The organism is Ruegeria sp. AP11, assembly GCF_056535865.1.
Window position 1 is genome coordinate 1,007,798 of the sequence record NZ_JBQFJB010000001.1, and the last position, 13,272, is coordinate 1,021,069.

A 13,272-nucleotide genomic window follows, 5' to 3' on the forward strand; every position below is an offset into this window, starting at 1 on the left:
CTCCTCCAGTTAGAAGTTAAAGAATGTTGCGAACGATGCCGCCTTCGATCCGGTGTGCAGAACCATTGGAGGCCGTGCTTGCTGAGATCGTGACGATCATGCGGGCGACTTCGTCTGGTTGGACAAAGCGTTGTATGAGCGATGTGGGCTCATCTGATTTGAAGTAATTGTCGACGATCGTGTCGAGCGGCTCACCCTTTTGATCGGCGAGGCCGTCAAAATAGGCCTCGACACCTTCGGTCCAGGTTGGACCCGGCAGGATCGAGTTAACCCGGACTTTCGTGCCCTTTGTCAATTCTGCCATGCCACGTGTCAGACCTAACATGGCAGTTTTAGTGACAGAATAATGCACCATCTGAGGTAGTGGTTTCACTGCCGCTTCGCTGGCCATGTTGATGATGGATCCCTTATCCCGGCCGAGCATGTCAGGCAGGAAAATCCGGCTCATCCGAACGGCGGACAGGACATTGATGTTGAAGTAATGCATCCAGTCGTCATCCGTGAGATCCTCGAACGGTTTGACCGAAAAGATGCCAACATTATTCACAAGAACGTCCACCGCACCGCGCGCACGAGCAAACTCTGCCAGAGTTTTCGCATCAGTGGTTTTGGTTAAGTCGGCCGCAATGCCTTCGACCTTGCCCAGAGATGACAGGTCGTCGACGCAGTCGGACACTTCCGCCTCGGTCAGGCCATGCACGATGACCCGCGCGCCTTCTTCCAAGTAGACCCGAGCAGTGGCTTTGCCGATGCCGGAACCTGAGCCAGTCACCAGAACCAACTTATTTTTGAGCCCCAGATCCATCTCAGGCCTCATTCTTAACGTTAGATGATTGCTGCGATGAAGGGCGACCGAACATTCGACCCATCAAGCCCGAAATCTCTGCACGCCACATGTCTATGCCGACGGCCAACAGAATGATCAGGCCCAACACGATGTTCTGAACCGAAGATGGCGCAGCGTTCAGGTTCAAACCATTCTGGACGATAACGATTGTCATCGCCCCCATCAGCGTGGCGAGGATGTTGCCACGACCGCCTGCAAGGCTGGCTCCGCCGACAACAGCAGCGGCAATGGCCTGCAGTTCCAGCGTCTGGCCATAGTTGGGCGAACCAGAGTTGAGGCGCGCTGACATCAGGATCGCACCAACAGCCGTCATGAAACCAGCGATGACAAATGTCGTCGTCTGAACTTTACGTACGTTGATACCCGTCAGAACGGCAGCGGCTGGGTTACCACCCACGGCATAGATCTCACGCCCAAGTTTCGTGAAGTTCATGGTGAACGCAGCAAGGACGTAGAAGAATACGAGGTAGAAGAAAGGCATCGGAACGCCGAACAGCTTGCCGTAGAAGATTGGCTCTAACGCCGGATCCAGCGAGAAGATCGGAGACCCATTGTTGAAGGTCAGGGCAAGGCCCCTGAAGGCAATCAACGCCGCCAATGTCGTGATAAACGACGGGATACGCCCGTAGGCTGTTATCAGCCCAATGAACAGACCAAGCAATCCGCCCATGAAGAGTATGAGGGGCAGCGCCAGAACCAGTGGAATGCCGACAAATTTCAACATTTGCGCAAGGATCATGGTCAGCAAAGCCACCATAGACCCGGAACTCAGATCGATGCCCGCAGCGAAGATCACGATAGTAGACCCGATTGCGATCAAGGCCACGATGCTTACCTGTAGCGAAAGGTTAGAAAGGTTGCCCGGGTTCAGGAAGCGTTCGGTCGTAAGGGCCACGATCAGTGCGACAATCACCATTGCTGCGAATGGCCCGATCAACTGGGTGTCAAAGATCCGCTTCATGCGAAAGCCTCCTTAGGCTTGGATTGGGGGGTGTCGGCGGACGCGCGAACAAGATCGTCATGCGTAAGGTCGGATGCATCGACCGTGCGCACTATCGTTCCGTGCTGCACGACGGCAATCCGATCGCTCATCGCAAGCAACTCATCATGGTCTGAACTGATTAGAATGATCGATTTTCCCGCCCGCGTGAGCCTGTTAATCAACTTATAAACAGCGATCTTGGCGCCGATATCGATCCCTTGCGTCGGTTCATCAAGGATCAGGATGTCAGAGGCTGAGAACAGCCAACGTGCAATCACGATCTTCTGCTGATTACCACCAGACAAGAAGTTGACCGTCTTTTCCTCGGCCTGGGTCGAGATTTCCAGATCGCGGATCAGGTCATGGGTGGCTTGCTCTTCCGCCTTAAGGTTCAACACGCCGAACCGGCTTAGCCCGCCAAGGGACGCTGCGGTGACGTTCCCGCTTGCGCGGAAATTGAAGAACAACCCGTCAAACTTTCGATTCTCTGGGACAAGAGCCAAGCCCGCACGGATCGCATCAATTTCCCGACGAAAGCGAACCGGTTTGCCGTTCAGTGATATCTGCCCGGCGGTTAGCTCATCTGTCCCGAATAGGGCGCGGGCAATCTCTGTGCGGCCACTGCCCAATACACCACCCAAGCCCAGAACTTCACCTCGGTGCAACGAAAACGATACATCTCTCACGCCCGAATTGCTGGCCAGACCTGCCGCTTCCAGCACAACATCCTTGGTCGCGTTCTGCTCCTTGGGATAGTGCTCACCAATGTCCTCACCGACCATTGCGCTGACAATCTCAGAGACGTTGATCTTGGTCTCGCCACTCGCTCGCACAACACAGCCGTTGCGCAAGATCGTCACTTCATCAACGATCCGTTCAACCTCATCCAGCCTGTGCGACACATAGAGAATAGCGGTTCCGCGTTCACGCATATTGCGCAGTAACTGGTGCAGGCGTTCAATTTCATCTTCACCCAATGCCGCCGTCGGCTCATCCAGGATGATCATGCGAGCGTCCATCGCGACGGCTTTCGCGATCTCGACCAGTTGTTGCTCGCCTACCGATAGCGAGCCGGTGATTGTTTCGGGAGAAACATCGACATCCATTTCCGCCAAAACGCGCGCGGCTTCGTTGTGGACCTTGGCCCAGTCGATCACGCCAAAGCGGGACCGAGGCATATTGCCAAGGAAGATGTTTTCGCCAACCGACAAGGTGGGCACGATAGAGAATTCCTGAAAAACTGTTGCGACGCCCAGTTCACGTGCCACCTGCGGGTCGCTGATCGTGACTGGGCTGCCATTGTGCAGGATTTGACCGCTATCGGGTTGCTGCACGCCGGACAGTGTCTTGATCATAGTCGACTTGCCACAGCCGTTTTCACCCAGCAGCCCATGAATGGAACCGGGCATAAGCCGGATGCAGACCTTGTCATTCGCCAAAACCCCAGGATAGGCCTTGGTAATATCGACAAACTCCCAAAGGGGCGTTGCGGGTGTCATCGCGATTGCCTCGACAAAAGTGAAACTCGGTTGGTTTGCGACCCGGCAGCACGCGCACGCGCCACCGGGAAGCGGGGAGAAAACTCAGTACTCTTTGGACGGCTGCGGGAAGAGCTTTTCTGGCTCTTGCAGCACGCTGATCGCACCATCTTTGTCTTCAATTGATGTGGGCGTTTCGATCCAGCCGCCAGGATAGGACCCGTTGAGCGCATCAATGGTTGCGTGCATAGCCGCCTTACCCATCAGGAATGGTGAGGTGTTGACGGTTGCCGTGATGTTGCCAGCCGCAATTTCTTCAAGGCCGGACGTGTCGCCATCATTGCCCAAAAGGACGATGTCACTGCGGCCAAGCGCTTTCGCCGCAAAAGATGCCCCGATGATCATGTAGTCGTTCGCCGCAAAGATCATGTCGAGATCGGGGTTCGACTGCAGGATATCCATGCCAGCTGTGTTGCCGCCTTCAACGTTCCATTTACCGTCAATCGACACCACAACGTCGAAGTTTTCGTTGCCCTCGATACCGTCGAGGAAGCCGCCCACCCGCTCGGTCGAGTGATAGCCAGGCTGCCCTTCGATGATGCCTACTTTCAACGGTTGATCACCATAAGTCTCAATGGCCCAATCAGCGATAGCATGCGTACCGTTCCGCTGAGAGTACCCGACAACGCCATGAATGGGTGTCGGGAAGTTCGGGATGTCCGAGTTGATCATCAAAACTGCCATGCCCTTGTCGACGGCCTGCTTAAGCAGTGGTGCGGCAGCAAATTCATCGTGTGTACCAAAGATGATCGCATCCACATCCTGCGTCAGCACATCCTGGATCATACCCATCTGGCCGTTGATGTCCGCACCGGATTGGGGCGCAAGCATGAAGACTTCGACCCCGGCCTCAGCAGCAACCGCTTTGATACCTTCACCGATGGCGATGTAGTAGTTGAACTCGGTCGCCGGCGGCATATACGCGATCCGGAACGTATCGTTCTTGGGTTCTATTGCATCGATTGGCGCTTGTGCCCCGTCCTCAAGTGGAACCGGTGTTGGATAATTTTCCGCCAGAGCGACCGTTGCCAGCGTGGCGAACCCCGCGGCAAGCGTAGTGGTCATAAGCGTTTTCAACATAGTTTTCTCCTCCAGAATTTCGTTGGTTATCCTTTGAATGGCGCGTCGATCACGCCACGAACGCCGGGTTTCACAGCAAAGAGGCCGCCGGATTCCGGTTCTTTTGTTAAAGCTGCTTCGTCACTCATCAGCCTTGAGGTCGTGATGAACAACGTGTCGAGATCAGGGCCACCAAAAGCGCAACAGGTGGGCTTCCAGACCGGCACCTCGATCACGCGATCTATCGTGCCGTCAGGTGCGACGCGAACAACGCGATGGCCTTCCCATTCTGCGTTCCAGACACCCCCTTCGGCATCAACACAGGACCCATCAGGCAAGCCAGGTTCATCATTGAAAGAAGCGTGCTGCCGACGGTTCGAAACGGTTCCACTACGGGTGTCGTAATCAAATGCGACGATTTCCCGATCCGGGGTATCCGCGAAGAACATCGTCTCACCGTCGGACGCAAAGCAAGTCGAATTGGCGCAAGACACTCCTTCGATAATCGTCCGTACACTCAAATCTGTATCGACGCAGATGACCGACGAGTCGGCCTTGCCAGAAACTTCGTTCATGCCTCCAACAATCAATCGCCCCTGGCGATCGGTTCGCCCGTCGTTCAGCCGTGTCTCCGGATTGTTCGGCTCGAATCGCGTCACGAGGGTTTCCTCGCTATTGGGCGAATCGAATAATACAACCCGATCCGCATAGGCAACAATCAGACCGCCAGACGCGCGCGGCGCGAAGCAACACACACGCTCCGGCATTTCATGAGAGGCGGTTTCTGACGTTGCAGGATCAAATGACCAAAGCGCGCAGCCCTCAATGTCAGTCCACCAGATAAGGCCATCGGCGGGATTCCAGAAAATCCCTTCCCCGTGCTGGTTCTTACAATCGACGACCAACTCTGCGCGCACTTTTTGATCTCCTAAGTACATTCTGATATCTGATATACCAGCTTGCCTAATCTGGTGTATCAGATATCTTGCATCTGGCAACACCTTTTTTTGGAGATATCCTCAGATGGCGCTTGAGAGACCCAAGTCTTTGCGTGAACTCGCACTGGAACATTTGCGGAATAGTATTATCGATGGCTCCCTGAAAATGGGTCAGGTTTTGTCGGAGCGAAAAATCTCCGAAGAGCTGGGCGTATCAAAATCGCCAGTACGCGAAGCACTCGCTCAATTACGTGACGAAGGGTTGGTCAGTATCGAGCCTCAAAAAGGCGCACGCGTTTTTTCGCTGTCTGAGCCGGAAGTGACTCAGATCTGCGATTTCAGACAGGCTATCGAAACTGCCGCCTTTGAACTTGCGTTGTTGCGGAACCCGGAAGGTCTTGCCAGCGACATGCAGCGTGTCGTGAAGGACATGGAGAAGGAACGCAGGCGAGGTAATGAAAAGGGCTACCTTTCACTGGATACCACATTTCATCAGTTGATTTTTGAACATGCCGGTAACGATTATCTGACGGCCAGCTATACACGCTACATCGGTAAGATTGCCGCATTGCGAACCCATTTGGCGAAGCTGCCTCAGCATACTGAGCTCTCCTTCGACGAGCATTCAAAAATCGCTATTGCCGTTCGCGAAGGCGACATGGCCAAAATCAAATCTCTTCTCACTGCGCATATTGACCGTACCAGACAAGCCTACAAAAGCGCCGCCATCGTCCTCGAAGGAGCGACCGCATCCTAGCAAAAACGTAGCTTCGTTGTGACGGGGGCGGGCCAAATCGGCGCCGCCCCTTTCTCTTGGGCACCTCCCGGTCTTTTCTTTTTCAGTTGACATCTGAGATATCAGATGCCAATCAAAAGGCGGGAGGAAGCTTGTATGACGCCAGCAGTGAAACCTGAATCACCAGGGCCACAGCCACTGATCCAGCTGGATCGGGTTGGCAAAAGCTTCGGCACGAACATTGTTTTGGATGGCGTCGACTTTGAATTGAGACCCGGCGAAGTTCACGCGCTTTGTGGGGAAAACGGCGCCGGAAAATCCACCTGTCTCGGCCTGTTTTATGGGCTTCACCAACCCTCTGCTGGGCGTATCCTGTGCGACGGCAAGGAACAGCGAGTCGAAAGCCCATCGCACGCGCAATCCCTGGGCATCGGCTGTGTTTTCCAAGAGCTCAGCCTCGCTGGCGCACTCTCTGTCGCGGAAAACATCTACGCGGGGCGCGTACCCACCCGGTTTGGCGTAGTTGACTGGCCTGAACTACGCCGCCGTGCGCAGGCGTTGCTGGCGGAATTCGGTCTGGATATCGACGTCTCAACACCCGTGGAAAATTTGCCGATCAGCTCCCGCCAGATTGTTGAAATCGCCAAGGCGCTGTCGTTGAATTCCCGCGTCCTTTTGCTGGATGAACCGACATCGGCATTGGCACCCGACGAAGTAGACGCACTATTCGAAGTCCTAAAGTCCCTGACAAAGAAAGGGATTGGCATCGTCTATGTCAGCCACCATATGGCCGAGATTTTCCAGATCTCGGATCGCATTACCGTTTTGCGAGATGGGCGACACATCAGCACTTTACCGGTTTCGGAAACTTCTCAGGAACAAGTCGTCGCCGAGATGATCGGCGGCGCTCACCCCGGTGATGTCACGCGGTCAGGTAAGGTTAACGGCGAAGAGGTTTTGCATGTCCAAGAATTAACCCATCCAGATGAATTCGAAGACATTTCTTTCTCCATTAAAGCCGGAGAGATTGTAGGGATGGCAGGGTTGATGGGCGCTCGCCGCAGCGAGATTGTTCGATCGATTGTCGGGTTGATGCATGGCGCGACCGGGGAGATCAGACTGCACGGCAAGCCTGTAAACTTTGCGTCCTTGCGGCAGGCGATGCGTGCTGGGGTCGGGTTTGTTCCCGAGGAACGCAAGACTGAAGGCCTCTTTCTGGAACAATCACTCAGCGACAACCTGATCGCGGCCAGTCTTTCCGATCATGCGTCTGCTGGGTTCATGCGTTCGGGCTCGATCAAAGTAGCCAGCCAAACAGCCATTGACGCATTCAGTGTCAAAACCAGTGGGATTAACGAACTTGTTGGTGATCTCTCAGGGGGCAATCAGCAAAAGATTATGTTGGCCAAGTGGCTCAAACGCGCGCCAGCTCTTCTGATCATTGAGGAGCCCACAAAAGGGGTCGATGTCGGAGCCAAATTCCAAATCCACACGGAACTTTTGCGTCGAGCAGCCGAGGGAATGGCCATCCTCGTCGTGTCATCCGATTTTCCCGAACTGGTCTCTCTCTCGACCCGCATCCTTGTCGTCCACGACGGTCGCCTCATGGGAGACATCGCAGCCGCCGAGGCAACCGAAACCACGCTTCTTCAAATGGCCGCTGGAAATTCCGTTCCAATTGTGGACGCACCCCAAACCAATCAATCAGGAGTCGCGACGTGACCATGACCGCTCAAGCCAACTTGCCCATGAAGCGTCCGCTGCTGCGCCGTGTTCTACAAGCTTTTGTCGATATTCGTGAACTGACGCTGATCGTTCTGATCGCCGCCATCATCATCGTGATGTCCAACGTTAATCCCTATTTCCTCAGCTTCTCGAACTTTCGAGCCGTGGCCGTGGGCATGGCCCCGACCGCGATCATCGTGATCGGTATGGCGATCTTGCTTGCCTCTGGCGGGTTCGATCTTTCCGTCGGGTCGGTAATGGCCTTGTCTTCTACCGTCGTAGCCATGCTGCTTTTGACCGGCATGCCAATTCCGCTCGCTGTTGTATGCGGATTGGTGCTGGGTGGAATTGTCGGCGTAGTGAACGGTTTGCTGGTGACCGGCCTCGGGATCAATCCGCTTATCGCAACCCTCGGCACGATGTCGATTGCGCGAGGCATCGCTCTTGTCCTGACGGAAGGTTTCTCTGTCTCAAGCCTGCCGGCATCATTTGCCTGGATCGGTAAAGCTGACATAGGCGGCTTTCCGGTAATCGTCTTGTTCACCATTCTGCTCGTCGTCCTGTTTGACCTGGCCGTCCGCCATACACGCTTTTTCCGTCAGGTCTATTTCATCGGCGCCAATGAAAAGGCCGCGATGTTGTCAGGCATCCATGTCACACGCGTGCGTATCATTCTGTACGCACTGACCGGAATTCTGGCTGCTTTGGCGGGTGTATTGTTGGCCTCCCGCCTGATGAGCGGTACGCCCACGGCAGGCAACGGTATCGAACTTCAGGTTCTGGCGGCTGCGGTCATCGGTGGCGCATCCCTACGCGGCGGCGAAGGTACTATTCTCGGTGCTTTCCTCGGCGTCGTTTTTGTCGCGTTGATCAACAACACTATGACGATGCTGGCCGTATCGATCTACTGGCAGATGATCGTCATCGGCGGTGTGCTCGTTACAGCGGTAGCCTTGGACATGCTGATCCGAAGCAAACGGGGCTAATCCATAAGCTTTCCAAAACCCAACAACAACCAAAGATCCAAAACAGGGAGACTACGATGACTGAATTGAATGTGAATCGGCGCAGGCTGCTGACAGCGGGTACCACCGCTGGATTGGCCGCAGCGTTCGGACTGCCCATGCTGTCCAAAGAAGCCATGGCACAAGCGGCCGGCAAGGAGTATGTGTTCCTGTCCATCGTCACGCAGGTACCGTTCTGGGTGGACTATCGAAATGCAATGGAAGACCTTGAGGAACTGATGGGCATCAAGGCCACATTCACGGGCCCCTTGGATTTCGACACGGCCGCACAAGCACGCCAATTGGATGAACTGATCGCAAGACGTCCCGCAGGCATCCTTATCTTCCCCGGTGATCCGGCCACTCTGGCCCCCGGCGTCGAACGAGCGGTTGAGGCGGGCATTCCGGTCACATGTTGTATTGGCGATATTCCCGACAGTCCCCGGTCCACATTCCTTGGTATCAATGGCGTTCAGGCAGGACGTGTCGGCGGCGAAATGCTCGCGCAAGCGATTGGCGGGAAAGGCAAGGTTATCCTCGGCACTTTCCCTGCCCCCTCCACATTGGAGCGGGTCGAGGGGTACAAACAAATCTTTGCTGAGAAATACCCGGATATCGAAGTGGTCGACGTCGTCAACGATAAGGCCGACCCGTCCTATGCGCCGACAGCCTACCTTCAGGCAATTCAGGCGAACCCGGATATTGTTGGCATTGGCGGCACGGACGGCGACAGCGGCAAAGGCGCGGCGATTGCCGTCAATGAGGCGGGGCGCAAGGACATCAAGATCGTCGCGATGGACCGAAATGATGATATGCTTCCCTATATCGAAGACGGCACAATTCACGGCGCTGTGGCTCAGAAATCCTATCTGGAGATCTTTCTCGCCTTCCACATGATGCATTGGCAGAACACTGATGCGCTGAAGGTCTTGCCCGATTGGAAGGCGGCTGGCATCAATCCTCTACCCGAGCGCGTTGAAACCGGGGTTATGCCGATTACTGCCGAGAACGTCGTCCAGTTCAAGCACACCTAAGGGATTGTCCCGGCGCATTCGATCGCGCCGGGAAACCGATAGGAGGGGGTACATGTCGGATAGATGGAGCGTTCTTCACCTGCAGCAAAACGATCTGCAGCTGACACTCCTGCCCGGCATCGGGGGCCGCCTATGGGATATAAACTTCCAAGGTCGCTCCCTCCTATTTCAGAACGCAGATCTCGACGGTTTGGATGTCGATGACACACGGCTTACTGATCTGCCCACACGCTCTCCACAATTTGGTTTTCCGCTCTGGGGCGGAGAGAAGACGTGGATCGCCCCAGATGCATCCTGGGTAAACGGCGCTCCGTTTCCCGTGTTGGACAGCGGCTCTTACCAGATCACTTCAAGAAGCAGCACTCGTATCGACATGACCAGCGCATTATGCCCGACCTCGCACTTGTCAGTGTCGCGCCGCATCACGCTGACCTCGGCGGAAAGCTGGGAAATAGAACACATCGTGGTTAACCATGGGACCTCCTCGCGCCTGACCGGCATTTGGTCAGTCATGATGCTTAACACCCCCACCAAGGTCGGTGTCGAATTGGAAGACCCTGCATTTTATCCTGTTTTTGGCTCTGCCGAAGGGATGATAGCTACGCACGGCAACGGCATTGTCGTGGATTGCAACAGACAGCAGGAATTCAAGGTCGGGCTACCGAATCCCAACGGTCGTACATTGATACGGTGCGGCGCTGATACCCCGTTGCTAATGTGCTCGGTACCAGAACCTCAAAAGGGCGATCAATTTGCACACGACCATCCGTTTGAGGTCTTTAATTCAGCCGATTACGCCTATTGCGAAGCCGAGTGGCACTCCCCGGCACGCAACCTCGCACCGAATGAAACGCTGAGTTTTCGGCAGACGTTCCGCGTCTTTACAGATGAAGATGCAACCCAAATGCCATTGGGACTCACAAACAACAAGGAGTTCCTGTCATGCATGTCTTGATTACAGGCGCAGGCGGGCATCTAGGCCGCAAACTCTTCGACGCGCTAGAAAGCGACTCCGATTACATCGTTTCTGGCCTCGACATTCGCCCCGTTGATCATCCCGACATTCACACCGCAGACCTGTCCGACGACAGCAGTTGGGTCAGTTTGCTAAAGGGCGTGGACGTTATCGTGCATCTTGCTGGTGACCGAGAGCCCTCTGCCACCTGGGCCTCCGCGATCAAACACAATATGGATGCAACGCTTTCTCTCTATCACCATGCGGCAGCCATGGGCGTCAGCCGCGTCGTTCTTGCCAGCTCCAACTGGGTCCATGGCGACAAAAGGTTCACGCATGAGGTGCTCAACAGCGCGACACCACCAGGGCCAGTAAACGCCTACGGCATGTCAAAGCTATTCTGTGAACGGACAGGGGCCTATTTCGCCGAGCATCACGGACTGTCGGTCATCTGCTTGCGCATCGGCTGGACGCAATGGACTCACGGCAACCAACCCGGCACACACATGGCGATGGGTCGGTGGGGTCAGGAAATGTGGTTGAGTGATCGGGACTTTCTAGGCGGAATGCGCGCCGCAATAGATGCCAAGGATATTTCCTTCGCAGCCCTGAACCTAATGTCAGATAACCCAGGTATGCGCTGGGACATCACCGAAACACGACAAGCGATTGGCTATTCTCCAAAGGATGGAAGCCCCGCGAAAATAACATTGGGCATTTCCTTGAGATCCATGCTGCAGCGGCTGTTTACAGTCCGGCTCCCTAGTTATTTCACGACACGTTTTCCAGATTGGTAGCGTATAAGGCCCGGACATTGTTGCGTCTCGCATTCAGTTTCCGAAACTTCGCACCGAAGTGAGCGCTGAAAAGGTCATCTTTGTCCGCTTCGCTGGAGACGGAGAGCGACATAACGAGCGCCAGATTTGGCAACCATTGATGTTTGATACTTCGATAACAAACCGCAAACGTCGCTGAACGGGTGTTATCTGAAGCGATCTCTGGTTGAGTGCGAGCCTTATCTGCGGACCGAACGAACCATCATTTCAACCCCTCAGATAACCGTCATTGATCCAATGTGCATAGAACGCCTGCGATGAGCCCAAGGCAGTCATAGTGATTTTGTGCTGTGCGCACACGCAGCGCGAGAATCGCTGCGCCTGCGTGGTTCTCGGCGCTGCTAGGCAGCGGAAAAACCTGCCATTCGTTCGGGGCGCGGTGAGCTACTTAGAGGGCGAAGATAAAGTAGCGGACAAAGGGGCAATTCGCTGCGGGAGCATCAATGTCTCCTATCAAAAAACAGTGGTTCTCGGGAAATTGTCTGGCTTCAGTCAGACTTGTCATACGCTTCCCGTGCGGCATCAATCTCGCTCAAGTGTTCCAATGCCCAATAGCCTAAGGCGCTGACTGGCTCGCGAAACGACTGCCCCATCTGAGTCAGATTATATTCGACCTTGGGCGGGATCGTTGGATATTGGGTCCGGTTCACAAGCCCATCCCGTTCCAACTCCTTCAGCGTCAAGCTCAGCATACGCTGCGAAATGCCTAGGTTTCGCTTTATCTCGTTGAAGCGCATGGTCCCGTATTGAGCCAGCGAGATGACCACCAGAACGCTCCAACGGTCGCCCACTCGTGACAGGACCTCGTTGATACGCTTGCAATCGGGGCATTGTTTGTCGTCCAGCATGGCAGTTCCCAATTTGTAACTAAGGGTCAAAAATGTGCCTTCTTGCGGTAAATATCAGTTCTCATTAGTTAGTCAGTAACAAAAATATACTGATCATCTCGGGCTCTGACAATGGGATCAACAACCGTGACCGCAAAAACACTGAACGACCACCTGAACTGGCGCTACGCCACCAAGAAAATGGAAACTGGCAAACCCGTTCCACAAGACAAGGTCGATGCCATCGTCGAAGCTGTTCGCATGGCGCCGACGTCAAGCGGCACGCAACCATTTGAGCTGATTGTGGTCACAAACTCCGATATCCGGGCAAAGATCGCCGATGCGGCGTCAGGTCAGGCACAGATCACAGATGGGTCGCACCTCTTGGTGTTTGCCGCTTGGGACAATTACACCGAAGACCGTATTGATACAGTCAAGCAATTGAATGTTGCGGCCCGAGGCGACCTGCCTCTGATCCATGGCTACTACGACAATCTGAAAGCCAACTATTTGCCGCGCGAGGCCGAGGTGAACTATGCCCATGCAGCGCGTCAGGCTTATATCGCATTGGGCATTGCCCTCATTGCAGCCGCAGAACAAGAGGTCGACAGCACGCCGATGGAAGGGTTTGACCCCGATACTGTTGACGAAATTCTTGGTCTTAGGGAACGTGGTCTTCGTTCCGTCGTTTTGATGCCATTGGGTTATCGCGAAGAGGCCAGCGATTGGCTGCTGCCGATGCCAAAGGTCCGCAAGTCGCGCGATGCAATCGTGACAGAAATCAAATGAGC

The 13,272-nt window shown here is 54.8% G+C and carries 13 protein-coding genes; 7 read left to right on the plus strand and 6 right to left on the minus strand.

Going from position 1 to position 13,272, the window contains the following annotated elements; translation table 11 throughout:
• Nucleotides 1-16: 16 nt before the first annotated feature.
• From ACR3E4_RS05205 to ACR3E4_RS05225, 5 genes are all read right to left on the minus strand, one after another.
• Nucleotides 17-805: an SDR family NAD(P)-dependent oxidoreductase gene (locus tag ACR3E4_RS05205; protein WP_480534687.1), complete on the minus strand. Its 789-nt coding sequence runs from the start codon at nt 803-805 to the stop codon at nt 17-19.
• Nucleotide 806: 1 nt separating this feature from the next.
• The gene (locus tag ACR3E4_RS05210; RefSeq protein WP_480534685.1) at nt 807-1,808 is read right to left on the minus strand and encodes an ABC transporter permease; all 1,002 of its coding nucleotides are present in this window, start codon (nt 1,806-1,808) and stop codon (nt 807-809) included.
• Entirely contained in the window at nt 1,805-3,328 is a 1,524-nt protein-coding gene (locus ACR3E4_RS05215) for a sugar ABC transporter ATP-binding protein (RefSeq protein ID WP_480534683.1), read from the minus strand. Before ACR3E4_RS05215 ends, ACR3E4_RS05210 begins: the two co-directional genes overlap by 4 nt.
• Before the next feature lie 84 nt (nt 3,329-3,412).
• Complete coding sequence (locus ACR3E4_RS05220; protein ID WP_010437249.1) at nt 3,413-4,447, minus strand: sugar ABC transporter substrate-binding protein; 1,035 nt, start codon at nt 4,445-4,447, stop codon at nt 3,413-3,415.
• A gap of 26 nt (nt 4,448-4,473) precedes the next feature.
• Nucleotides 4,474-5,364 carry an SMP-30/gluconolactonase/LRE family protein gene (locus ACR3E4_RS05225; RefSeq protein ID WP_480534681.1) on the minus strand — a complete coding sequence of 297 codons (891 nt, stop codon included), beginning with the start codon at nt 5,362-5,364 and terminating at the stop codon, nt 4,474-4,476.
• Nucleotides 5,365-5,449: 85 nt separating this feature from the next.
• Here ACR3E4_RS05225 and ACR3E4_RS05230 point away from each other — a divergent pair, with 85 nt between their 5' ends.
• From ACR3E4_RS05230 to ACR3E4_RS05255, 6 genes are all read left to right on the plus strand, one after another.
• On the plus strand, nt 5,450-6,121 hold the full coding sequence (locus ACR3E4_RS05230) for a GntR family transcriptional regulator (protein ID WP_170431691.1): 672 nt from the start codon (nt 5,450-5,452) through the stop codon (nt 6,119-6,121).
• Between the two features lie 135 nt (nt 6,122-6,256).
• Nucleotides 6,257-7,822, plus strand: coding sequence for a sugar ABC transporter ATP-binding protein (locus ACR3E4_RS05235; protein WP_480534679.1), 1,566 nt, complete (start codon nt 6,257-6,259; stop codon nt 7,820-7,822).
• A gap of 2 nt (nt 7,823-7,824) precedes the next feature.
• Entirely contained in the window at nt 7,825-8,811 is a 987-nt protein-coding gene (locus ACR3E4_RS05240) for an ABC transporter permease (protein WP_174818509.1), read from the plus strand.
• Between the two features lie 56 nt (nt 8,812-8,867).
• A complete protein-coding gene (locus ACR3E4_RS05245; protein ID WP_010437236.1) occupies nt 8,868-9,863 on the plus strand; it encodes a substrate-binding domain-containing protein in 996 nt (331 codons plus the stop codon).
• Between the two features lie 52 nt (nt 9,864-9,915).
• Nucleotides 9,916-10,818 (plus strand): hypothetical protein, encoded by a 903-nt coding sequence (locus ACR3E4_RS05250; protein WP_480534676.1) that lies wholly within the window; start codon nt 9,916-9,918, stop codon nt 10,816-10,818.
• On the plus strand, nt 10,806-11,615 hold the full coding sequence (locus ACR3E4_RS05255) for an NAD-dependent epimerase/dehydratase family protein (RefSeq protein WP_480534674.1): 810 nt from the start codon (nt 10,806-10,808) through the stop codon (nt 11,613-11,615). The genes ACR3E4_RS05250 and ACR3E4_RS05255 overlap by 13 nt, the downstream gene beginning before the upstream one ends.
• Nucleotides 11,616-12,142: 527 nt before the next feature.
• Here the strand turns inward: ACR3E4_RS05255 and ACR3E4_RS05260 are convergent.
• A complete protein-coding gene (locus tag ACR3E4_RS05260) occupies nt 12,143-12,502 on the minus strand; it encodes a winged helix-turn-helix transcriptional regulator (RefSeq protein WP_170547363.1) in 360 nt (119 codons plus the stop codon).
• A gap of 111 nt (nt 12,503-12,613) precedes the next feature.
• Between ACR3E4_RS05260 and ACR3E4_RS05265 the strand changes: the two genes are divergently transcribed.
• Nucleotides 12,614-13,270: a nitroreductase family protein gene (locus ACR3E4_RS05265; RefSeq protein WP_480534672.1), complete on the plus strand. Its 657-nt coding sequence runs from the start codon at nt 12,614-12,616 to the stop codon at nt 13,268-13,270.
• Nucleotides 13,271-13,272: the final 2 nt, after the last annotated feature.

Excerpts from the sequence above, each read along its gene's own strand:
- ACR3E4_RS05210 (WP_480534685.1), bottom strand. The coding sequence starts at position 1,808 with ATGAAGCGGATCTTTGACACCCAGTTGATCGGGCCATTCGCAGCAATG.
- ACR3E4_RS05230 (WP_170431691.1), top strand. The coding sequence starts at position 5,450 with ATGGCGCTTGAGAGACCCAAGTCTTTGCGTGAACTCGCACTGGAACAT.
- ACR3E4_RS05265 (WP_480534672.1), top strand. The coding sequence starts at position 12,614 with ATGGGATCAACAACCGTGACCGCAAAAACACTGAACGACCACCTGAAC.
- ACR3E4_RS05260 (WP_170547363.1), bottom strand. The coding sequence starts at position 12,502 with ATGCTGGACGACAAACAATGCCCCGATTGCAAGCGTATCAACGAGGTC.
- ACR3E4_RS05220 (WP_010437249.1), bottom strand. The coding sequence starts at position 4,447 with ATGTTGAAAACGCTTATGACCACTACGCTTGCCGCGGGGTTCGCCACG.
- ACR3E4_RS05215 (WP_480534683.1), bottom strand. The coding sequence starts at position 3,328 with ATGACACCCGCAACGCCCCTTTGGGAGTTTGTCGATATTACCAAGGCC.
- ACR3E4_RS05240 (WP_174818509.1), top strand. The coding sequence starts at position 7,825 with ATGACCGCTCAAGCCAACTTGCCCATGAAGCGTCCGCTGCTGCGCCGT.
- ACR3E4_RS05250 (WP_480534676.1), top strand. The coding sequence starts at position 9,916 with ATGTCGGATAGATGGAGCGTTCTTCACCTGCAGCAAAACGATCTGCAG.
- ACR3E4_RS05225 (WP_480534681.1), bottom strand. The coding sequence starts at position 5,364 with ATGTACTTAGGAGATCAAAAAGTGCGCGCAGAGTTGGTCGTCGATTGT.
- ACR3E4_RS05245 (WP_010437236.1), top strand. The coding sequence starts at position 8,868 with ATGACTGAATTGAATGTGAATCGGCGCAGGCTGCTGACAGCGGGTACC.
- ACR3E4_RS05255 (WP_480534674.1), top strand. The coding sequence starts at position 10,806 with ATGCATGTCTTGATTACAGGCGCAGGCGGGCATCTAGGCCGCAAACTC.
- ACR3E4_RS05205 (WP_480534687.1), bottom strand. The coding sequence starts at position 805 with ATGGATCTGGGGCTCAAAAATAAGTTGGTTCTGGTGACTGGCTCAGGT.
- ACR3E4_RS05235 (WP_480534679.1), top strand. The coding sequence starts at position 6,257 with ATGACGCCAGCAGTGAAACCTGAATCACCAGGGCCACAGCCACTGATC.